The organism is Arthrobacter sp. TE12231 (genome assembly GCF_054062895.1).
Window position 1 is genome coordinate 1,655,770 of sequence record NZ_JBSSFS010000001.1, and the last position, 19,775, is coordinate 1,675,544.

Annotated in this window: 19 protein-coding genes and 1 riboswitch; of the genes, 6 read left to right on the forward strand and 13 right to left on the reverse strand. The window is 67.3% G+C overall.

All coding sequences use genetic code 11. The features are described from left to right. Window positions 1–205 precede the first annotated feature (205 nt). A complete protein-coding gene (locus ACVWYS_RS07500; protein WP_456508885.1) occupies window positions 206–832 on the reverse strand; it encodes a DUF4430 domain-containing protein in 627 nt (208 codons plus the stop codon). Between the two features lie 114 nt (window positions 833–946). Between ACVWYS_RS07500 and ACVWYS_RS07505 the strand changes: the two genes are divergently transcribed. Then, the gene (locus ACVWYS_RS07505; protein WP_456508886.1) at window positions 947–1,657 is read left to right on the forward strand and encodes a DNA alkylation repair protein; all 711 of its coding nucleotides are present in this window, start codon (window positions 947–949) and stop codon (window positions 1,655–1,657) included. Between the two features lie 21 nt (window positions 1,658–1,678). Here ACVWYS_RS07505 and ACVWYS_RS07510 read toward each other — a convergent pair whose 3' ends face one another. From ACVWYS_RS07510 to ACVWYS_RS07520, 3 genes are read right to left on the reverse strand one after another with little or no spacing between them, the layout of a single operon-like run. Beyond that, complete coding sequence (locus tag ACVWYS_RS07510) at window positions 1,679–2,893, reverse strand: cation:proton antiporter (RefSeq protein WP_456508887.1); 1,215 nt, start codon at window positions 2,891–2,893, stop codon at window positions 1,679–1,681. Beyond that, window positions 2,890–3,327 carry a hypothetical protein gene (locus tag ACVWYS_RS07515; RefSeq protein ID WP_344367551.1) on the reverse strand — a complete coding sequence of 146 codons (438 nt, stop codon included), beginning with the start codon at window positions 3,325–3,327 and terminating at the stop codon, window positions 2,890–2,892. The genes ACVWYS_RS07510 and ACVWYS_RS07515 overlap by 4 nt, the downstream gene beginning before the upstream one ends. Before the next feature lie 35 nt (window positions 3,328–3,362). After that, a complete protein-coding gene (locus tag ACVWYS_RS07520; RefSeq protein ID WP_456508888.1) occupies window positions 3,363–3,617 on the reverse strand; it encodes a hypothetical protein in 255 nt (84 codons plus the stop codon). A gap of 177 nt (window positions 3,618–3,794) precedes the next feature. After that, window positions 3,795–3,993, forward strand: a riboswitch (cyclic di-AMP (ydaO/yuaA leader). A gap of 4 nt (window positions 3,994–3,997) precedes the next feature. On the opposite strand from ACVWYS_RS07520, the gene ACVWYS_RS07525 reads away from it, so the two are divergent. After that, window positions 3,998–4,672: a hypothetical protein gene (locus ACVWYS_RS07525; protein WP_456508889.1), complete on the forward strand. Its 675-nt coding sequence runs from the start codon at window positions 3,998–4,000 to the stop codon at window positions 4,670–4,672. A gap of 129 nt (window positions 4,673–4,801) precedes the next feature. Here the strand turns inward: ACVWYS_RS07525 and ACVWYS_RS07530 are convergent, their stop codons facing one another. The 5 genes from ACVWYS_RS07530 to ACVWYS_RS07550 all read right to left on the reverse strand — a co-directional run bounded on the left by ACVWYS_RS07530 (window position 4,802) and on the right by ACVWYS_RS07550 (window position 8,654). Then, window positions 4,802–5,809, reverse strand: a complete 1,008-nt coding sequence (locus tag ACVWYS_RS07530) for a sensor histidine kinase (protein ID WP_344367554.1) — start codon at window positions 5,807–5,809, stop codon at window positions 4,802–4,804. Then, complete coding sequence (locus ACVWYS_RS07535) at window positions 5,802–6,476, reverse strand: response regulator transcription factor (protein WP_456508890.1); 675 nt, start codon at window positions 6,474–6,476, stop codon at window positions 5,802–5,804. The genes ACVWYS_RS07530 and ACVWYS_RS07535 overlap by 8 nt, the downstream gene beginning before the upstream one ends. Window positions 6,477–6,481: 5 nt before the next feature. Next, the gene (locus ACVWYS_RS07540) at window positions 6,482–7,204 is read right to left on the reverse strand and encodes a VTT domain-containing protein (protein WP_425547241.1); all 723 of its coding nucleotides are present in this window, start codon (window positions 7,202–7,204) and stop codon (window positions 6,482–6,484) included. Between the two features lie 12 nt (window positions 7,205–7,216). Next, window positions 7,217–7,987 carry a phosphatase PAP2 family protein gene (locus ACVWYS_RS07545; protein WP_456508891.1) on the reverse strand — a complete coding sequence of 257 codons (771 nt, stop codon included), beginning with the start codon at window positions 7,985–7,987 and terminating at the stop codon, window positions 7,217–7,219. A 109-nt stretch (window positions 7,988–8,096) separates the two neighbouring features. Beyond that, entirely contained in the window at window positions 8,097–8,654 is a 558-nt protein-coding gene (locus ACVWYS_RS07550; RefSeq protein ID WP_456508892.1) for a dihydrofolate reductase family protein, read from the reverse strand. A 205-nt stretch (window positions 8,655–8,859) separates the two neighbouring features. On the opposite strand from ACVWYS_RS07550, the gene ACVWYS_RS07555 reads away from it, so the two are divergent. From ACVWYS_RS07555 to ACVWYS_RS07565, 3 genes are all read left to right on the forward strand, one after another. Continuing rightward, a complete protein-coding gene (locus ACVWYS_RS07555; protein ID WP_344367558.1) occupies window positions 8,860–9,057 on the forward strand; it encodes a helix-turn-helix transcriptional regulator in 198 nt (65 codons plus the stop codon). Further along, window positions 9,057–10,262 (forward strand): type II toxin-antitoxin system HipA family toxin, encoded by a 1,206-nt coding sequence (locus ACVWYS_RS07560; RefSeq protein ID WP_456508893.1) that lies wholly within the window; start codon window positions 9,057–9,059, stop codon window positions 10,260–10,262. The genes ACVWYS_RS07555 and ACVWYS_RS07560 overlap by 1 nt, the downstream gene beginning before the upstream one ends. 149 nt (window positions 10,263–10,411) lie before the next feature. Next, the gene (locus ACVWYS_RS07565; protein ID WP_456508894.1) at window positions 10,412–11,581 is read left to right on the forward strand and encodes a serine hydrolase; all 1,170 of its coding nucleotides are present in this window, start codon (window positions 10,412–10,414) and stop codon (window positions 11,579–11,581) included. A gap of 13 nt (window positions 11,582–11,594) precedes the next feature. Here ACVWYS_RS07565 and ACVWYS_RS07570 read toward each other — a convergent pair whose 3' ends face one another. The 4 genes from ACVWYS_RS07570 to ACVWYS_RS07585 are packed head-to-tail and all read right to left on the reverse strand — an operon-like array spanning window position 11,595 to window position 19,281. Then, window positions 11,595–12,482 carry a hypothetical protein gene (locus ACVWYS_RS07570; protein WP_456508895.1) on the reverse strand — a complete coding sequence of 296 codons (888 nt, stop codon included), beginning with the start codon at window positions 12,480–12,482 and terminating at the stop codon, window positions 11,595–11,597. Between the two features lie 43 nt (window positions 12,483–12,525). Continuing rightward, entirely contained in the window at window positions 12,526–15,666 is a 3,141-nt protein-coding gene (locus ACVWYS_RS07575) for an efflux RND transporter permease subunit (RefSeq protein WP_456508896.1), read from the reverse strand. A gap of 1 nt (window position 15,667) precedes the next feature. Continuing rightward, window positions 15,668–16,138, reverse strand: a complete 471-nt coding sequence (locus ACVWYS_RS07580; RefSeq protein WP_344367563.1) for an efflux RND transporter periplasmic adaptor subunit — start codon at window positions 16,136–16,138, stop codon at window positions 15,668–15,670. Further along, a complete protein-coding gene (locus tag ACVWYS_RS07585; protein WP_456508897.1) occupies window positions 16,135–19,281 on the reverse strand; it encodes an efflux RND transporter permease subunit in 3,147 nt (1,048 codons plus the stop codon). Before ACVWYS_RS07585 ends, ACVWYS_RS07580 begins: the two co-directional genes overlap by 4 nt. Before the next feature lie 269 nt (window positions 19,282–19,550). On the opposite strand from ACVWYS_RS07585, the gene ACVWYS_RS07590 reads away from it, so the two are divergent. Beyond that, a complete protein-coding gene (locus ACVWYS_RS07590; protein WP_456508898.1) occupies window positions 19,551–19,745 on the forward strand; it encodes a DUF1918 domain-containing protein in 195 nt (64 codons plus the stop codon). Window positions 19,746–19,775 lie beyond the last annotated feature (30 nt).

The window sequence follows — 19,775 nt, forward strand, 5'->3', positions numbered from 1 at the left end:
CCCCTGCCGCAAGGGCACGGGCGAGCAGACGCCGAACGGCGCAACCGGGCCCGGCAAGGGGCAGTCCGGGGCCCTGCGTTCGGGCCAGGCCTTCGCGGCCAGTCGCCTACGTTACTGGATCGTTACCTTGGCCCGCAAACCTGCGCTTGTCGCCGCAAGTGCCGGAGTCGGGCGGCTTGATCGGATGCGGCGGCCCGGCGCCCCCTCATTCTCCAGACGGAAAATCGTAGGCGGCCGGGATCTTTGCCGGGGGAGTGCCGTAGCTCAGGACGATTTCGTCGTGTGCCTTCAACGGGAGGTCCCGGATGCCGGCGTCGTACTTCTGGCCGTTCACGTAGAGGGTCCACCCGTCCAGCGATCCCGCCCCGGTGCCCGGGGCGCCGCTGCCTCCGAGGACGCCCCATTCCGTGAAGAGCTGCCCGAGGGTGAAGACCTGGCCGGCAGTGGGGGACTCGATGTGCACCACGCCGGTGGTGTCGTGGGTGTGCAGCGCGGAGATGCCGTTGGCCCTGTTGTCCGGGCCGGCCGTGATGCCGATGTTGGCCGGCACAGCTACGGCCTTGCCGTCCTTCAGCACGTCCAGATGCGCATGGTAGTGGTCCACGTTCCCCTCGGCTGTCAGCACCGAGAGACCGGCCTGGGCGATCCGTCCGGGAGCCCCTGCGATGTCGAGGCCAAAATCGGCGGCGGAGGCTGTGGAGGTCGTCGGCGCCGCCGACGTGGCAGGCACCTCGGGGGACGGCCCGGAAGCAGCACACGACGCCACCCCCAACGTCACGGCGGAAAGTGCGACGGCAAGTGCCAGCTTGGGGTGCCTGGTGGTGGTGTGCATGGCTGGAGAACCGCTTTCAATCGGAAACTTGTCCCAATCAGTCTAGGTAGGCGCAGCCGGCGGGGCACGATTACGCGTTTTCCCGCCCGCGCGCCGAGGGGAAAGAATGGACCTGTGAGTGATGCTGGCGATTTCATTGACCTCGCGCTGCAGCGGGAAGGTTCCTGGAGCCGTGCGGAGGCGCTGCGGTACGGGCTGGGAAAGAATCCGGGGGGCGGTGGCCTCGGTTTCTACGGCGCCTCCGTGGGTGCCGTGCGCGGGACCGTCCGGGATGCCGGCCGCCGGTATTCCGGACTCGCGCATGATGAGATCACGGCACTGAGTTCTGAACTCTGGGCGGTGCCGGTCTTCGAGCGCCGCCTCGCAGCAGTCGTGCTGCTGCAGGACAACGTGAAGCTGTTGACCAACTCGGATCTCACCCGGCTGGAGGGCTTCATCCGGGAGGCTCGGCTGCCGGACCTCGTGGATCCGCTCGCCGTCGACGTCGTCGGGCCGCTCGTGGACGGTCTGGACGTCCTGGGCAGGGTGCGGGCCGACAGCGTGCTGGACCGGTGGGTGCGCGAGCCCGATCCCTGGCTGCGCCGGGCCGCGCTTCTTTCGCCGCTGATGGCGTTGCGCGCCGGCGCCGGGGATTGGGACAGGTTCGTCCGCCACGCGCGGGCGGTGCTCGGCGAGGACGCGGCGGGTTTGACGTTCGACGCCGACACGGAGGCCGACGGCGCCACAGCCGACGACGCCGCGGCGGTGCGGGACGCCGTAACGCGGGTCCTGGCGGAAATGGCCAAGAGGAGACCCGAGCTACAGTTCACGCCCGTCGGAAGGTGACGTTCCCTTACTCGATCTTGTTCAGTGCTTCGGAGCGTTTGGATCGCCTGGATCAGATTGGTCGGCGGTGCTGCCGGCTTCGCTTGAGCCGCCGCCGGCCTTCGCGGGCAACGCGAACCTCCTGGCCGCCCGTGACCCGGCCACTGCGCTCGCGGCGATGGTGATCAACGCACCCATCAGCAGGGCTGCTGCCTCGCCGGGGAACAGGACGTCAAGCTGCGTGCCGATGCTCGCAGCTGCCACCGGCACGCCGAGCTGGGCCGCCGACAACACGCCGAGCGGCAGGGGGAGCCCCAGGAACGCCAAACCGGCGTGCGCCAGCAATGTTCCGGCTCCCAGTGCCAGACCGAGCGCAATCATGTCCGGATGCCCGGCCAGGTCCTTGAGCGTGAGGGATGCGCCCAGCCAGACGAAGAACAGCGGGCCCAGGAAGCCGTCGCTGAGGGCAAAAAGTTGCCGGGCCAGCCGCCTCGGTTCGCCGACGGCCGCCACCACCAGGCCGAAGGAAAAGCCCGCCATCATCACGGACACGTTGCCGAAAGTCGCGACACCGGCCAGGGCAAACAGCACCGCCAACTGGATCCTCAGCTCCAGGGCAAACTTGCGGTTCTCCGAGAGCCGGTGCACGTGGCCGCGGATTCCCGTGCTCTCCAGCCAGCGGAGTATAAAAAAGAGCGCCACAGCGCAGCCCGCCACCGTGAGCACGGTCAGGGCCGCCCGGCCCGCGTGCGGCGGATCCACCAGGAGCGGCAACGCCACAATGCAGGCTATGTCAGCGATCGCCACCTGTGCGGTCATGGAAACGACGTCGGGTCCGCCGAGGCGCAGAGAATCGACGATCGGGAGGACCAGCGCGGCCGACGAGGACGCCAGCAGCACGACGTAGAGGGGAGCATGTCCAGTCCCGAAGAGCAGGCCGATGCCGGTTCCGACGACCACTGCCGCCGCGGCGGCCGCCACGGCGCGGCGGGTGCCTTTGCCGAGGGCGGAGCGGATTTGGGGATCCCGCACGGGAACATGGGTTCCGGCCACGAACATCATCAGTGCAAACCCGATGTTGGCCAGGAAGCTGAACGTCGGATCTGCCGGGTTCACCAGGCCCAGGCCCGTCCGTCCGATCGCGATCCCGGCCAGCAGTTCGCCCAGTACCACCGGCAGCCGCCAGTGCACCGGCAGCGCGAGCAGGGGACCAGCCAGGGCGACGACGGCGATCAGCGCCAGGGTCAGGAAGGTCATGGCTCGAGACTGCGGGACGGCCCCGGGCCAATCGGGGCAACAAGCTTCACCGGAATGTCGGTGTTCTCGTCCGTGAGGTAGGAGGCGCAGACCCGGTGATAGCCGTCGGCAATCTGGGCCGCGACTCCGGCGTCGAGGTCCCCGCGGACCAGGAGGACGGGGGAGAGCGGGCGGCCGTCGGCAATCTTGGCCAGGTCGGAGGCCACATGGGGGTTGTCCCGGGTCAGGAGCGGCAGGCCTGAGGCCCGCAGGATGTCTTTGGCCACGTGGTGGGTTACGGGCGCCAGGCGCAACGACTCCACGATGACGGCGGCCCGTGCGTCATCGGTGAGCAGCGAGAGATAACGACCGGCGGCCGGATAGTCGTGTTCCTCGGGCTCCCCGCGCCACAACACCTGGTCGCCCTCATGGCCCTTGTCCGAATCCTTTGTCATGGAATGAGACTAGTCCCGTGGAGGGGGCAGCGCGCCTACGTTCCTGACCGCCGTTCCACCACCGCGTAGGCCTTGCCGTCCAGGAATGCCCAGTCGTTGACAACCATAAACCCGAGGGCGTCCACCCGGTCGTTCAGGACGTGTTCGTCGAAGCCGCCGTCCCGTGGCTCCGCATCCCATGTGGACACATGGACGTCCGGGCCGTCGAGGATCAGCAGTTCGGTATTGACGTCGAAATCCTCCTGGGGCTGGTTGCTCAACTGGCAGATGGCGATACAGTGGCTGTTCATTTCGGGCCTCCGCTTCCAAGGTGGTGCTGATGGCATCATCTTATGGTCGAAAAGCTGCACCGCCCTATGGGCAACTGCCGGACCGCACTGTGGCGGCCGTTACCTGAATGTGACTTTCGCCTGCGGTTCGCGCTACGGTGGATAAGTGCCTGTTGTCTCCGATACGGGCGCTCCCCAGCCGATTGCCTAACTCTGCCGCGGCCCGGGGGTAACTCGCACCAACGACCGGCAGAGACGGGGAAACCACTTTTGGCCTGCTGATACGCAGGCCTTGGGGTGAAGCCGCACAGTGCCCGCAACGACGGGCCCCGGAGTGCGGCCGGGTGACTCCCATCCGAATCCGACAGCTCACCTCGCAGGCATTGGGAGAGGCTACATCCATGTCTTCAATCAATACTTTTGCGCGCCATGCCGCCGTCCTCGCCGCCGCATCCGGCCTGGTTCTTACCAGCGGAATGGCCGCCAACGCAGCCCCGGCACCCGTGCAGCGGGACTCCGCCCCGGCCTCCGCCGCGGACGTCAAGGGACTTCTCAGCGCGCCCGTCAGCGCCGATTCAAGCGTCAAGATCAGCTTCGACCGCCCCGCAGTAAGCTCTGTCGCCGCGCCGGTCATCGAACAGCCCAAGCCCGTTGCCGCTGCTCCCGCAGCAGCGCCGGCAGCAGCACCCAAGGCGGCCGCGGCGCCGTCCGTACAGGTGCAGGCAGCTCCGGCGGCCGCCCCGGCCGCGGCGCCCGCCGGTGGCCGCAACGCCATCATGCTTTCTGCCGCATACAGCCAGCTGGGCATCACCCAGGACTGCACCGCGATGGTGGAAAAGGCCCTTGGCGCGGCCGGTAAGCCCGTCGGCGACATCGGGCCCCGGGCCTTCCTCGGCCTCGGAACCGTTGTGGCGGCCCCGCAGCCCGGTGACATGGTGGTCCAGTCCGGCCACGTCGGCATCTACGCCGGCAACGGCCAGGTGATCAGCGGCGGCATGAACGGCGCCAACCAGACGATCGTGCACCCGCTGTCCTGGCTCACCGCGACCGGCGGCGTGACCTTCGTCCGCGCCTAAACCCCGCACGGGCCAGACGGCCCCTCCCGGGGCCACCCAATCCGGAAAGACCGGCGATCGATTTTCCCTTGGGGGCAAGCGATCGCCGGTCTTTCCCTTGTCCGGATTCTCACGGATTCCCCCGGTCTCTCAGTCATTTTTGCCCGCGGCGAGCGGAAGCGTCATCTTCATGACCGTGCCGGCGTCGCCGGTGGAGGCAACCTCGACGGCGCCTCCGGCAGCCACGGCGATCTCCCGGACCAGGGCCAAGCCGATGCCAAAGCTCCGTTGTCCCTGTGTTCCGCCGGTGCTGGCGGTCCGCACGAAGCGGTCAAAGATCCGGGCCTGGTCCACTCCGGTGATCCCGGTCCCTGTGTCCGCCACGGTGATGACCGCGCGGTTCTGCTCGATCGCCGTCGTGATGGTCACACGGCCGCCCGGCGGGGTGTGGGAGAGGGCGTTGTCCGCCAGGGCCAGGACGGCGCGGCGCAAGGCGTTGGCGTCGATCCTGGCCAGCGGCCGGGCAACGGCGAAGAAGTCCAGGCGCACGTCCCGTTGCTCCGCGACCAGCCGAAGGCTTTCGGCGACGCCGGAGGCGGTGTCGGCGAGGTCGGCAGGCGCTGCCGAGCGGTCAGGGGCGTCGGTGGTGGCCGCGAGGAGCAGTTCGTTGACGATCCCGGTCAGCGTCGCCGCGTCCTCCCGGATCCGGGCCAGGTCCTGGGCCTGTTTGGAGCCGGGCTCGGTGTTGCGCTGGGCAAGCTGGATCCTGGTGTCCAGGATGGTCAAGGGAGTGCGCAGTTCATGGCTGGCGTCCTGGACGAAGCGCCGCTGCCGGGCCAAGGCGTCGCCGAGGGGGCGGATGGCGCTGCGCGCGCTGAGCCATCCGACGATGCCTGCCAGCACGATTCCCGCGACCCCGGCGATGAGCATGGCTTCGAGCACGTCCCGGGAATCCAGGTAGGCGTAGGCCGCCCCGGCCGATGCCGAACGCGGAACTTCAGGATGGGCCAGCTGGTTGACGAGGTACAGCGCCGTGGCGGCGAGGAGTCCGAGGACCATGACCGCGCAGGCGGCGCTGATCCGCAAGGCGACTTTGAGGGAGGCCTTGCGCAGGGTGGAGTGGTCCGGGGTTTCGCCGGCGCCCCCGCCGTTACTCATGGGCATCGCCGATCTGGTAGCCGACGCCGTGCACGGTGCGGATGACGGCCTTGGAGATCTTCCGGCGCAAGTGGTGGACATAGGTATCGATCACCCCCGGCTGGTCGGAGGCATGGAAGTGCGCTGAGAGGAGTTCGTCCCGGGTGAAGACCCGGTCAGGTTCCGCGGCCAGGGCTGCCAGCAGCTGCCCTTCCTTTGCGGTCAGCGACACCGTGTGCCCGTAGACCGAGCGGATCGAGCGCTGCGCCGGGTCAAGTTCCCAGTCCCCGATGCTCAGCGGTGCCGGCACTGCGGCATAGGTGCGCGTCAGTGCGCGCAGTCGTGCCGCCAGTTCGCCGGCGTCGAACGGTTTGGTCACGTAGTCGTTGGCGCCGGCGTCCAGACCCCTGACTTTCTCCTCTGCGTCGCCCAGCGCGGTCAGGATCAGGATGGGCGTGCCGATTCCTTTGGACCGCAAGGCCCCGATGAGGGCGATGCCGTCCATCACGGGCAGACCGCGGTCGATCACCATGACGTCCCAGGCCTCGGTCAGCCCCGCGTGCAGGCCGTCACGACCGTTGGTGACCAGCCGGACGTGGTAATCCGTGTCCAGAAGCTCGGCGATGAGCGGTCCCAGGGCGGCGTCATCCTCGACGAGCAGCAGGGACGGCCGGTCAGCGGTTGTCATGTCAGCTATTCTTCCGTGACCAATTCCCGGGCCGGCAGTCCCTCCCCGGTTTCCGCCTCCGTGTCGCCGGCAGTTACCCCCGCGCGCCGGCTGGTGCGGCGGCGCCTGAGGAACTGCACGATACCCGGGACGACGGAGAGCAGGACCATGCCCACGGCGATGACGTCGATGTTTTTGGCGACGATGTCAAAGTGTCCCAGCCAGGTACCCAGCATCGTCACGGAGATTGCCCACGCCGCCGCGCCGGTGATGTTCCAGAGGACGAAGGATTTGTACTCATAGCGTGCGATCCCGGCACTGAGCGGCGCGAAAGTCCTGACCATGGGGACGAAGCGCGCGAGCACGACGGCGGCGCCGCCGTGCCGCCGGAAGAAGTCTTCCGTGGTGGTCAGGTGGGCCGTCTTCAGGATCCGGGCATCGTCCTTGAACCATCGCCGGCCGAAAGTGCGGCCCAGCATGTACCCCACCTGGTCCCCGACGACGGCGGCCGCGGTGACGACGCCGATCAGCACCGGCAGCGTCAGGTGCAGCTGCTGGTGCAGGAGCCCGGCGGTGAAGAGCAGCGAGTCTCCGGGCAGGAAGGGAAAGAGCACGCCGGACTCGATGAAGACCATGAGCGCGATGACGCCCAGGGCTCCCGGGCCCAGACCGGCGAGCAGGCTTGCCGGATCCAGCAGCGACGGTGACCCGGCGGCTTGCGCGGCCGGAAGGAGGGCTGAAATGTCCACGGTGTGCAGGGGTTACTTCCTCTCAGATGCCGGCTCAGAGGCCAGCGGGCGGGCGATGGCACGGGCAGGTAGCCGGTCCGCGATCTTCGGCGCGGCAACGTTCCAGAGCCCGGTGAGGATCACCACGGCTGCGCTGGCAGCCAGGAATGATGCCGTGACGTCGGAGGGGTAGTGGACGCCGATGTACAGCCTGGACCACGCCACGATGAGCGCCATCGCCGCGGCCGCGAAGGCCGTTACCTTGGCCCAGCGGGTCCCGCGGGCCAGGAAATACAGCGCGAAACCGAGAGCGACGGCAAAGGACACATGGCCGCTCGGGAAGCTGTTGGAGCCGGTTTCCGGTGCCAAAGGATCGAACAGCAGCGCGGGGTTCGGCCGCTGGCGGGCCACGAGGATCTTGAAGAATTCGCTGGCCACCCAGCCGGACACTGCCACCAGGCCGAATGCTATCGCCTTGACCAGTCCGCCGCGGAACAGCCAGATGCAGAGGGCGACGGCGGCGATCAGCGCGACGCCGGCGACCGGGCCAAACACGACGTTCAGTATCATCGCGACGGCGGTCAGGGCCGCGGCGTGATGCTGGCTGAGGTCCTGATCGACGCCGAGCTCGGTGGCGCTGAAGCCCGGCGTCAGCTGCGCCGCCAGGCCGAGAGCCAGGACGGCGGCGGAGAGGAGGAGGCCCAGCAGCAACCAGTGGCGGACCTGGGGGAGGGCCGGCAGCAGCGGCCGCGCGGCGGTACGACCTAGTGCTGTATCGCGTTCAACAGGGACGGGTCCAGTCATGGGTCCTCCGGCTCGGGACAAGGGCGCCAGGTTGGCGCCGGTTTCCACTCTTCCGCGAGGCAATTAAGAAACGCTTAAGAAGTGCCGCCCGGACGTTCCGCAGGGCTGATTACGCGGCGTAGCGCAGCAGGGTCACTCCGTTGCCGAAGGTCCGGGTCTCCAATAGCCGGAGCTGGACCGTTTTGTCCTCAGGCTTGAACAGGGGACTACCCCGTCCCACGAGAACCGGATGGACGTACAGCCAGTATTCGTCGATCAGTCCGAGCCGCCGGAAAGTGTCCGCGAGATTCGCTCCGCCAAGGGCCAGGTCGCCGCCCGGCTGCGACTTCAGCGCCAGGACTTCTTCGGCCACGACCTCCGGCACCACGGTGGTGTTCCAGCCGGCTGGCTTCAGCGTCCGGGAATACACGATCTTGGGCATCTCCCGCCAGATGTGGGCGAACTCGGCCATCGGGGCGCTGACATCGGGGTCGGCGTCCGCTGTCGGCCAGAACTCCGCCATCAGCTCGTAGGTGACGCGGCCGTCCAGGAAGGCGCCCATGGCGGCGAGCTGCTCGTTGAAGTGGCGGTGCAGTTCGTCGTCGACCATGTGCCAGCTCAGGTCCCGGTCCGGGCCCTCAAAGAACCCGTCCAAGGACACCTGCATGGCCATAATAATTTTCCGCATCGGGCGCTCCTTGCGTTTTTTCCAGCGTACCCCGGCAGAATCCTGCCGGTTGGGGGGTTTCGGTCATGTCCAGCCCCCGCCCCACCGCCGATCCGGCAGGATCTTGCCGAATTGCGGCCACTGAGGCAGGATGGGAGCCACGACCCGCCCAAGCGGCAGCATCCTGCCTCTTCCGGTGCGGGGAATACGGGAGGCAGGCGCGGCTATGAGTGATGTTTTGTCAGTGGCTGCGGGCATCCGGAGCGCCCGCAAGGACGCCGGAATCACGCAGGAGGACCTGGCCCACCTGGCGGGAACTTCGGTGCGCACCGTCCGATCCATCGAAACGGGAAGCGGCAACCCGTCGCTGCAGGCCGTCATCGCCGTCAGCAATGTCCTGGGCCTGCATCTGACGGTGCAGTGATGGGGGTCCTGGCGCCGGGGGACCTGCAGGACCTGAAGTTCGTCCGGTCCGCGGACGTATATAAGAGCGGCATTTTGGCCGGACACCTGAGCCGGACCGATTCCGGCGCGGTGAGGTTCGACTATCTCCCGGACTATCTCACGTCCGGCCTGCCTCCCGTGGCTGTCTCCCTCCCGCTGTCCGCGGCAGCGGTGGAGAGCACTGCCGGGGCGTTGCCGGCGTTTTTCGCCGGACTCCTGCCGGAGGGGCACCGGCTCACGGTCTTGAAGAACGCGACCAAGACCAGCTTCGACGACGAACTCACCCTCCTGCTGGCCGTGGGGGCGGACGTGCCGGGGGATGTTCAGGTGGTCCCCGCGGGTGCCCCTCGGGCGGAACCGCCCACCCTGGCCGACACGTCCCGGCCGGAGGAACTCGACTTTTCCGTGCTGGCCAACACGGTGGACCTGCACGGCCTGCCGGGGGTCCAGCGGAAGACCAGCGCCTCGATGCTGACGACGCCGCTCGCCCTGCGCGGGCACCGCTACGTGCTCAAACTGGACCCGCCGGAACATCCGCATCTGGTGGTCAACGAGGCGGCTCATTTGCGCGCCGCGAAGTCGCTGAAGATCCCTGTGGCCAAGAGCCGGGTCATCGCGGACCGGAACGGCCTCCCCGGCCTGCTGGTGGAACGGTTCGACCGCGTCAGGAATCCGGCCGGCGACTGGATCCGGCTTCCCCTGGAGGACGGCACCCAGGTGCTGGGACTGCCCCCGGCAGCGAAGTACGGCGTCAGCTCGGAGCAGGTGGCAGCGGCCCTGGCCGGGATCTGCAAGGCACCGGTGGTCGCGAGCCGCAACCTCTACCTGCAGTTCGTCTTTGCCTGGCTGACCGGCAACGGTGACCTCCATGCCAAGAACCTGGCCGTCCTCGGGAACCGACCGGGACGCACCATCGCCCCGGTCTTCGACGTCCCGTGCACCCTCCTCTACGGCGACGAAACCCTCGCTCTGCCCGTCTCGGGGAAGACCAGGAACCTCAAGGCGAGGCACTGGGCAGAGTTCGCCGCCACGCTGGGCCTTCCCCCGCGAGCGGCGGCCTCGGCCAACAGGACCGCGCTCGCCGCCGCGGGCACCGTCAGGCTGGAGGACCTGCCGTTCACCGGGTCGCCGCTGCACGGTGCGCAGCGGGAACTGGGATTTCGACGGCGGGAGCTGACCGGCTGATCGCAGCTTTTCCCACGGCCAGGCTCTTGCGCGGGGTCCGGGGAGGGTGCAGAATGCAGGGACTTTAGTGCCCCACAGCGGTCAGTCGCCGTCCGAGGGAGAAACATGTCTGCGAACGTTTTTCGAACAGATGCCCCGGGGAATTCGGGATGACTGAGCCGGCGCGTCATTACGGGACCGGCGGGCACCGGGCCTCCGACGGGTCGAAGCCCGGGCCATGGCCCCTCGCCTGGCGGGTGGGAAGGATCCGGCCGCAGTACCTGACGGCGGCCGCCGTCGCAGTCGCCCTGGCGGTGACCGGCAGCGTCTACGCGAGCGGCCAGGCGGGGATGCCGGGGATGCCGGCTGAGCCCGCGGCCGCGGCGGCCGCTGCGGCTTCCGGTACCGCCGTCACGGCCCCGCTCACGGCGCAGGCAACGCCGGCAGTCACTGACACCAGCCAAGCGGCCGCGACGGAAGCTACCGTGCCGGAAACTACCGGGCCGGAAACCACTGATCTGGCCCTCCCCGCCCCGTCCGCGACTGCCGCCCCCTCCGTCACGCCGCCCGCGGCCTCCGGGACTGCCGTCCCCTCCGTCACGACGCCTCCGGAAATCGCCGACGAGCCCGTCGCTGCCGTCACGGTCCCGACGGTCACACCCGAACTGGGCGGCCGGATCAACGCGATCATCGCGGCCAACAGCGCGTATGCACTGGGGGTGTCGTTGATCGATGTCTCGGACGGCGTGGTCCACGGCTACGGGGTCCAGGGCAATTTTGTCGCCGCCAGTACAGCCAAGATCCTTGCCGCGTCGGCCTATTACCACCTCGTCGAGACCGGCCGCGCCTCGCTGAGTGCCCCGTTGGGCGCCTCGACGGCGGGGGCCCAGATCCGCCAGATGGTTCAGCAGAGCAATAACGATTCATGGCTCCTGATACTTCGGGCTGTCGGTCAGCAGCGGATGACGGCTTACGCCGCGTCAATCGGGATCGGCTACGACTTCACGGTGAACCTGCTGACCCCGGAGGAGATGGCGCGGACCCTCTACCTGCTCTACACGGGGCAGCTGCTCAATGCGCGCAACACGGCCCAGCTGTTGTCTTACATGCAGAACACCAATTACGAGACCCTGATCCCGCCCGCGGTTCCGCCCGGCATAGGGGTTCACCACAAGTACGGGCTGCTGTTTGGAAACCTGCATGATGCCAGTGTCCTGGACAAGGACGGCCGCGCCTTCGTGTTTGTCGTGTACACGCGCGGCCGCGACTACTCGGACATGGGCCCCCGTACGGCGATCATTCAGCAGCTCACCCGGACGGTGACCGCCGCGTTGTTCTGAGCAATGATGGCTGTTAGGAACCGGTGCAGGCCTTTTCGGTGGTGCCGTAGACGTCAGGACTGACCGTATAGCCGTGGCGATCCTGGGCCAGCGCACGCTTGTTGACGGCCGCCAGGGCGGCCGCATCAAGCATCGTGGTCGAGACGAGGTTGAGGAACTCCTGGCTGTCCCCGCTGGACGCCGTGACTTTGAAGCTCCCCACGCCGGCGCGGTAGTACTTTTGCTGGTGGCCGACAGACGCCCCGTCCAGCGGGTTGAATTCGTCGATCTTCAGGATATTGGCTTTCCGGCTGACCACCTGGGCGCAGTCCAGGAAACCAATCGAGGGCGCTGACGCCTGCGTATAGGGTCCAAATCCTTTTGCGGGGTGCGCCAACATGGCGATGCCTGCCCGTGCCTTGTCGACTCCCGAGACGAACGTGTTCGGGGCGCCGGTAAACTTTCCGGCGTCGAACTCCTCCGGGTACTCACCCAGGAGCCAGACGGCTCCCTTTTCGGTCTGCGCGAAGAAGGCCAGTTCGGATTCCCCAAGGACTCCGTCCGAGTAATCGCGGTCCCACAGGACCACCGTGCGGACTCCGTCGATCTCCTTTGTCAGTCCCGTCACGATCGACACCACGCGGTGCGTGTGGACCTCCGGCGGACTCGTGGTGAGGTCCTTGACGGTGCCAGTGAACTCGGAGCGGGTTCCCGGCTTCATGGGAAGCCAAGTGTTGTCCACCGTAGGCTCGTGGGGGAAGTTTCCGGCGTTGAAGTCGGGCAGCGAACCCGGTCCGCAGTCTGTCGCGGTCGAGGCGCGGGCCGGCGCGGGTGCGGTGCCGGCCTCCGCTGCACCGGCCGTGAGGAGGGACAGCGGCAACGCCAGGAGGCAACTGACTACGGCAATGTTCTTGTGCAACATCGGACATTCCTTTGCGGGGTTCCAGGCCGGCCCGTAGCCGGGTTCAAACGGTCGCCGGGCCGGCGGCCGCGCGTTCCTTCTGACGTGTCTTCTTGGATTTGGCGAACCGGAGATAGAGAGAGGGAACGATGAACAGATTGAGCAGGGTGGAGGTGACCAGGCCGCCCAGGATGACGACGGCCATGGGGTGTTCAATTTCATGGCCGGGGATGTTGCCCATGACGACCAGGGGCACCAGTGCCAGCCCGGTGGCCAGGGTGGTCATGAGGATCGGCGAGAGCCGCTCCGCCGCCCCGCGCATCACCAGAGGACGGCCGAAGGTCTCGCCCTCATGCATTTCCAGATACTGGCAGTGGTTGATCAGCAGGATGCCATTGCGGGCAGCTATCCCCATCACGGTGAGGAAGCCAACGAGGGACCCGAGGGACAGGACACCGCCGGTCATGTAGGCGGCTATGACGCCGCCCACCAGGGCTACCGGCAGCGTCAGCAGCGACAGCACGGCCAGCCGCCAGCTCCGGAAGGACGCCTGCAGCAGCAGAAGGATCACGGCAAGCGCCGCCGCGGAGAAAATCATCAAGCGGTTCGTTGCCGCTTCGCGTTCGGTGTACTCGCCAAGCAGCTGCACGCTGTAGCCGGTCGGCAGATCCAGGCTTTCCAGCCGCGACTGCAGCGCGCCGACCACCCTTCCCAAGTCCGCCCCCTGGGCCAGGAACGATCCCACTTCCACGCGGCGGGAGCCGTTGGTGCGGTCGATCTGGTTCGGCGTCGGCACCAGGCTCACGTTCGCGACGTCGGCCAGGCGCACCCGCTGTCCGCTCGGCGTGTCGATGGGCAGGTCTTCAATGCTGGTGACGCTGGCCCGGGTCGCCGGGGTGCTCCAGACCTGGACGTCGTAGGCCCGGCCGTCGCGGAAAACGTCCCCGACTTCCTCGCCCGCCACGAGCGTCGCGGCAGCACGCCGGACGTCGCCGGGCTTGAGCCCGTACTTTTGCGCCGCGGCCAGATTGACCGTGACGGCGATCTGGGGGACCTCCACTTCAAGGGAGACATGCGCGTCTTCGGTGCCCTGGATCCCGTCCAAGATGGCCTTGACCCGCTGCGCCTGTTCCCGCAGCACGTTCAAATCGTCCCCGTACACACGGACCAGGATGGGCTCGCTGGCGCCGGTGATGACCTCTTCGATGCGCTCCTTCAGATATGTTTGGACGTCGCGGTGCAGTCCCGGGTAGCCGTCAACCACTTCCTGGATGGCGGCGACCGTCTTGTCGTAATCGGCGTGGCGGTCGATGCTGATCCAGTGTTCGCCGGCATTGACACCGACGATCTCGTCCGCGGCGAACGCCTGCCCAATGTGCGTCCCGCAGTTCAGGACGCCGGGGACCTTGAGGAATTCCTCGCAGCCACGCTGCGCGATCCGGTATTCCTCCGCGGCAGAGGTTCCCGGCTGCGAGACCCAGTGCATCAGGAAGTCCCGTTCCTTGAAGGTGGGGAACAGGGACGAGCCCATCAGGGGAGCGATGACCAGGCCCACCACCGCCAGCACCCCAAAGCCGGCGTAGCCGTACCGGGGCCTGTTCATGGTCTTGGACAGGGCGGCGTGGTAGCCGCGTTTGAGCACCCGCACCAGGGGAGGGTCGCGTTCCTCGAGTTTGGCGTTGCCCAGAAGGATCAGCGCCAGGGCCGGTGTGACAGTCAGCGCCACGAGCATGGAAGCGAGGACAGCCAGGGTGTAGGCGACGGCGAGCGGGCGGAAGAAGACGCCCGTGAGCCCGTCCAGGAAGAAGATCGGCACGGCCGCGACCACGATGATCAGCGTCGCGTACACGATCGGGCTCCGCATCTCGAGCGAGGCCCGCAGGACCACCGACGACGCGGATTCGTCACCGCCCGCGGCGCGGTGCTGTCGGAGCCGGCGCATGATGTTCTCGACGTCGATGATCGCGTCATCGACCACGACGCCGACGGCGATCACCAGCCCCGCCAGGACCATCGTGTTGATCGAACTGGACGTGAAATACAGCACCAGTGCGGCTGTGAGCAGGGACAGCGGAATGGCGATGAGGCTGATCAATGCCGTGCGCCATTGGAAGAGGAACGCGACGAGGATCATGACGACCAGCAGGCAGCCCAGCAGCAGCGCGACACTGAGGTTGGAGATCGCCTCCTCAACGAAGCTGGCGGGGCGGAAGATCGTGGTGTCGAAGTTAATGCCGCTCAGGCCCGGCTGCAGTTCGTGCAGGGCCTCCTCTACGCCCTTGGTCACATCCAGGGTGTTGCCCCAGGGCAGCTTCTCGACGATCAGCATGAGCCCGTGGCCGTTGTTGATCACGGCGTCACCAATGAGCGGCTGATGGTCCTCCACGACCTGGGCCACATCGCCCAGATGCAGTGCCACCCCGTCCTTTTCCCGAATGGTCACCTGGGCCAGGTCTGCAGGGGTCTGGATGGGCTGGACGTGACGGATGCCCATCCTCTGGGTGGGGCTGTCGATGAAGCCGCCTGTTCCGATGAACCGTCCGGGCGAGTATTTCAGCAGGCCGGCGTCCAGGGCGCCGGCGGTGACTTCCATAACCTGGTTGAGGGAGACGTTCTGGGCCTTGAGCTTGTCAGGTTCAACCTGCACCTGCAGCATCTGGAGCCGCTCACCCCAGATGGCCACGTTGGCCACGCCGGGTACCCGCAGCAGCCGGGCCCGGATCGTCCAGTAGGACAGCATCGACATTTCGATGAGCGAGTGCTCTTGGGATGTCATCCCGATCTTCATGACCCGGCTGGTCGAGGACAGCGGCTGCAGCATCACCGGTGGGGCCGCCCAGGTGGGCAGCGCCGCGGTTACCGAGGCCATCCGTTCCGACACCAGCTGGCGGGCGTTGAGCAGGTCCGTGCCCTGGTGGAAAACCAGCACGATCGACGACAATTGCGGCACGGACTTTGACCGCAGCTCGTCCAGACCCGGCATGCCGCTCACGGCGGCCTCGATCGGCACGCTGACGAGCTCTTCGACTTCCTGGGCGGTCAACCCCAGGCACGCGGTCTGGATTTCCACGCGGGGCGGGGCGAATTCGGGGAAGACATCCACGGACGCGGCACTCAACTGCAGGGAACCAAGCAGCATTACGGCGCACGCGAGGGCGACGACGACCGTCCTGAATCGGAGGCTGATCCCGATGAGCCAGCGCATGTCAGTGGGCCGTGTCGAATTCAGCGCCGAAGAGTTCCTCGGCCCCCGTCGTGACCACTACGGTGCCGGCCGGAGGCCCCTCCGTCAGGACGGCGACGTCGCCGTTGATGCGTTCGACCGTGATGGGCTGGCGGATGTAGACCCGGGGCTCGGGGTTGGTGTACACCCACGTCTTGCCCGTGCTGTCATAGATTACGGCCCCGTAGGGGACGGTGAGCTTCTTGGTCTGGGGATCCGTGGCCGTCGCGGCGGTTTCGATTCCGACGCGTTGGACGGCGTGTTCGGTGAGGGTCAGCCGGTGCAGGTCCGTGCCGGGCACTTCGGCAACGACCGCAGGGTCGCCGTCGGCCGGGGCGGCTGCCGGCGTCGGGCTGCAGCCGACGACGCTGAGTGCCGTCAACGCCGTCACAAACGCCCCGATGATGAATGACGCAACCTTGGTGCCCCGCTGCTGCGAAGGTGTCGAATTCATGATGCATCCTGACTTTCCGTCCGTGCAGCGGAGCCCTGGCTGGTCTGTGCGCCGGGTGCCGGCTTCGGCTCGAATCTGAGCAGCACGGCGGGCACAACTAGCAGGGTGAAGAAAAGCGTTGTCAGCAGGCCGCCCCAGATGATTACGGCGAGCGGCTGGATGATCTCCGTTCCGACGACGCCCCCGAAGAGGACCAGGGGCAACAGCGCCAGGCCCGATATCAGGGTCGATATCAGCACGGGGCCGAGCCTCTCCCGGGTCCCGCGGACCACCAGGGCAGGCCACGGTGCAGTGGCGTCCCCGGCACGCAGGCTCCGGACGTGGCCCGTCAACAGGAGGGCGCCGCGGACGGCGATCCCCAGGACGGCGGCGAAGGCGACCAGAGCGACCAGCGAGTTGACCCCGCCCGTGGCCTGGGCGGCCAGCACGCCGCCGGACAGCGCGAGGATCAGACCCAGGAAGAGCGGTGCGGCAAGCCGCCAGCTTCCCGTCGCCGTTTGCAGCAGGACCAGGATGCCGGCCGCGGCAACTGCCGCGAGGAGCCAGAGCCACTGGTAATTGCTCTGCTGCTGGGCGTATTGAGTGAGGATTTCCGCGTGGTACGACATCGGGAACTGCATCTTCTGCAAGCTTGCGTCGATGTCGCGCTGGATGTCGCCCAGGGGGCGCCCCTGGATCTCGGCTTTGACGTCGATGCGCCGCGACGTGTCATCGTGCAGGATGACGGACTCGTTCCCGACCATGGTCACTTGCGCGATGTCGCCGAGGCGGGCATGTCCGCCATTGGGGGTGTCGATGATCAGGTCGCGGACGCTGTCCAGGCTGTTGCGGGTGGCTGCAGTCCCTTTCACGATGACCGAGAAGACTTTCTGCTGTTCGTAGAGGTTCCCGACTTCAATGCCCTGCAGCAGTGCGGCGGCCGCACGCCGGACGTCGCCGGGGACGACGCCGGCCTTTTGGGCGGCGGCGAGGTCCACCTTGACCTCGGCGATCGGCTGTTCGGCCGGCAGGTCGACATGGGGGTTAACGACTCCGGCCGTTTGCTCCAGCAGCTGTTGCACCTCCGCCGCCTTCTGCCGCAGGATCGCCGGGTCGAGTCCGAAGACCCGGACGGCAAAGCCGCTGTCCGCCTCTTCCCGGATCTGGTCGATGCGCTCCTGGGGGTAGGTGGAGATCTTGCTTGTCAGGCCCGGATATCCTGCGATCACCCGGTCGACGGCGGCGGCCGTGTCGGCGTAGGAGGCGTCGTCGGCCACGGTCACCCACAGCTCGCCGGAGCTGACGTCGCCGACCTGATCGGAGGTGATGGCCCGCCCGACGTGCCCACCGACGTTGGCCACGCCAGGGAGGGCGCGCAGCTCTGCGGCTGCTGCCGCGGTGACCCGGCTCATTTCCTGGTCGGAGGTGCCGGCACTCGCGTTCCAGTGCACCACCAGGGTCTTGTCCGCCAGCACCGGCACGACGGGATTGCTCCCGGCCAGCTGGGGAACGAGTGCAAGTCCGGCCAGTGCCACCACCGCCGCGGCGGCGAACACCCACCGTGTCTTCCCCGCCAGGCGCGTCACGAGCCGGCCGTACGCGCCTTCGAGCCGCCTTAGCGACCGGCGCTCCGGCGCGTTGGAACCGACAGGAAGGACGAATGCCAGGGCAGCAGTGACGGTGATCGCGATGATCATCGAGACAACCAGGGCGATCAGGTAGCTCTCCACCAAAGGCCCGAAGAGGGCGCCGTTCTCACCGGAAATGAAGAGCGCAGGCATGACAGCCAACGCCATGATCAGCAGCGAGTAGAGGATCGGCGTGCGGACAGCCCGCAGGGCCGCCGGGATCACTGAATCGCCCGGTTGCCGGTCCTGTGCCTGCTGGCGCCGTGCCCGGGCAAGGCCGTTGAGGTCCTCCGCGACATCGCCCACGATGACCGCCAGGGCCAGCACCATGCCGGCCAGGACCATGGTGTTCATCCCGGTGCCGCGCCAGTCGAGCACCAGCGCCGCCGCGGTCAGCGACACCGGAATGGTGATGAGGCTGATCAGGGCCGTGCGCCAGGAACGGAAGAAGACGCCGAACAAGGCAACGATCAGCAGGAGAGTAATGAGCAGAGCGATGCCGAGCGTCCCGACCTCGTTGTCGATAAATGAGGCCTGCCGGTACACGCTGGTATCGATGGTGACTCCTGGCAGGCCTGGCTGGAGCGCGCGGAGTGCCTCGTCAACGCCGCGGGTCACGTCCATCGTGTTTGTCTCGGGGAATTTCTCGATGACCAGCAGCAACTCGGCGTCCCGGCTCAGCAGGGCGTCGCCGATCAGCGGCTGGTGGTCCGTGGCCACGGTGGCCACGTCCTTGAGCAGGAGATTGCCGCCGGCCCCCTCGATGGGAACCTGGCCCAGATCCTCCGGCGTGGTGATCGGCAGGACATGCTGAACACCGATCCGCTGGTGGCCCGTCTCGAAGAAGCCGCCGGTGCCCGGTGTGGATGCCTCCAGGTAGCTCAGCGGCGAAACCCACACTGAGTTGCCCGTCGTCTTGATGACCTCGTCCAGCGTAACCCCCTTGGCCTGGAGCTGCGCCGGATCCACCAGGACTTGAAGTTGTTGGTCCCGCAGGCCCCAGATCGCCACGTTCGCGACGCCGGGCACGGCCAGGAGCCCGGGCTTCATGGTCCAGCGGGCCAGCACTGACATGTCGATGGCCGACATGTCTTTGGAGGTCAGCCGGATCATCATGACCCGGCTCGTCGAGGACAGCGGCTGCATCAGCACGGGCGCCGCCGACACGTTGGGGAGTGCGCGTGCCTGGGTCAGCCGTTCGGAGACCAGCTGGCGAGCGCGGAAGAGGTCGGTCCCTGGCTTGAAGACCATCTGGATTGAGGAAAGGCCCGGCACGGACTTGGACCGGATCGCCTCCACCCAGGCAACGCCGTTCAGCAGGTCGGCTTCCATGGGCGAGGTGATGAGCTGCTCAACCTCGGCGGCCGAGAGTCCCAAGGCTTCAGTCTGGATTTCCACCTGCGGCGGGGCGAATTCCGGAAAGGCGTCCACGGACATGCCCGGCAGGCTGGTGAGCCCGAGGGCCAGGATTCCCGCCGCCGCGGCGAGGACCAACAGCCGGAACTGCAAGACCCAGCGGAGGATTGCACCCATCATGGCCGGTACCGCGCAGGCTCCACAGGAGTGCACACATCAGGGGAATCAGGGTCGAGTCGTCGGCGTCGTCTGTATCCGGGGACGTGGAGTGGCCCCGCCGCGAAACCGATCACCGGGAAAAGGGTTTTTGAGGCTTTTCCTGTTTGCCAAATTGCCTGTTTGCTTCGCACGGCGCGGCTCCTTGGTTCAAGGCCATAGCGCCCCCCAGCCGTCAAGAGCAATAATGATCTTCGGGCACACAGGCGTCAATAGAAATGCAGGTGACCGCCATGAATGCAGCCGCAGGAGACCGCATCATCATCCGTGGGACCACGGTGGAGTCCACGGACCGGCACGGTCTGATCCTTGAGGTCAAGGGAGCCGATGGGGCGCCCCCGTACCACGTCAGATTCGACGACGGCCACGAGACGATCATGTTCCCCGGCGGGGATTTCGTCGTCGAACGGGCCGGGAACGGGCCCTAAAAGGCACCTTCGGAGGGCGCCGGGAACTGG

What these genes read in the sequence shown, in the direction of transcription:
- ACVWYS_RS07500 (WP_456508885.1), bottom strand. Translation starts at nt 832, where the DNA reads ATGCACACCACCACCAGGCACCCCAAGCTGGCACTTGCCGTCGCACTT.
- ACVWYS_RS07510 (WP_456508887.1), bottom strand. Translation starts at nt 2,893, where the DNA reads ATGACCTTCCTGACCCTGGCGCTGATCGCCGTCGTCGCCCTGGCTGGT.
- ACVWYS_RS07515 (WP_344367551.1), bottom strand. Translation starts at nt 3,327, where the DNA reads ATGACAAAGGATTCGGACAAGGGCCATGAGGGCGACCAGGTGTTGTGG.
- ACVWYS_RS07520 (WP_456508888.1), bottom strand. Translation starts at nt 3,617, where the DNA reads ATGAACAGCCACTGTATCGCCATCTGCCAGTTGAGCAACCAGCCCCAG.
- ACVWYS_RS07525 (WP_456508889.1), top strand. Translation starts at nt 3,998, where the DNA reads ATGTCTTCAATCAATACTTTTGCGCGCCATGCCGCCGTCCTCGCCGCC.
- ACVWYS_RS07530 (WP_344367554.1), bottom strand. Translation starts at nt 5,809, where the DNA reads ATGAGTAACGGCGGGGGCGCCGGCGAAACCCCGGACCACTCCACCCTG.
- ACVWYS_RS07535 (WP_456508890.1), bottom strand. Translation starts at nt 6,476, where the DNA reads ATGACAACCGCTGACCGGCCGTCCCTGCTGCTCGTCGAGGATGACGCC.
- ACVWYS_RS07545 (WP_456508891.1), bottom strand. Translation starts at nt 7,987, where the DNA reads ATGACTGGACCCGTCCCTGTTGAACGCGATACAGCACTAGGTCGTACC.
- ACVWYS_RS07550 (WP_456508892.1), bottom strand. Translation starts at nt 8,654, where the DNA reads ATGCGGAAAATTATTATGGCCATGCAGGTGTCCTTGGACGGGTTCTTT.
- ACVWYS_RS07555 (WP_344367558.1), top strand. Translation starts at nt 8,860, where the DNA reads ATGAGTGATGTTTTGTCAGTGGCTGCGGGCATCCGGAGCGCCCGCAAG.
- ACVWYS_RS07560 (WP_456508893.1), top strand. Translation starts at nt 9,057, where the DNA reads ATGGGGGTCCTGGCGCCGGGGGACCTGCAGGACCTGAAGTTCGTCCGG.
- ACVWYS_RS07565 (WP_456508894.1), top strand. Translation starts at nt 10,412, where the DNA reads ATGACTGAGCCGGCGCGTCATTACGGGACCGGCGGGCACCGGGCCTCC.
- ACVWYS_RS07570 (WP_456508895.1), bottom strand. Translation starts at nt 12,482, where the DNA reads ATGTTGCACAAGAACATTGCCGTAGTCAGTTGCCTCCTGGCGTTGCCG.
- ACVWYS_RS07575 (WP_456508896.1), bottom strand. Translation starts at nt 15,666, where the DNA reads ATGCGCTGGCTCATCGGGATCAGCCTCCGATTCAGGACGGTCGTCGTC.
- ACVWYS_RS07580 (WP_344367563.1), bottom strand. Translation starts at nt 16,138, where the DNA reads ATGAATTCGACACCTTCGCAGCAGCGGGGCACCAAGGTTGCGTCATTC.
- ACVWYS_RS07585 (WP_456508897.1), bottom strand. Translation starts at nt 19,281, where the DNA reads ATGATGGGTGCAATCCTCCGCTGGGTCTTGCAGTTCCGGCTGTTGGTC.
- ACVWYS_RS07590 (WP_456508898.1), top strand. Translation starts at nt 19,551, where the DNA reads ATGAATGCAGCCGCAGGAGACCGCATCATCATCCGTGGGACCACGGTG.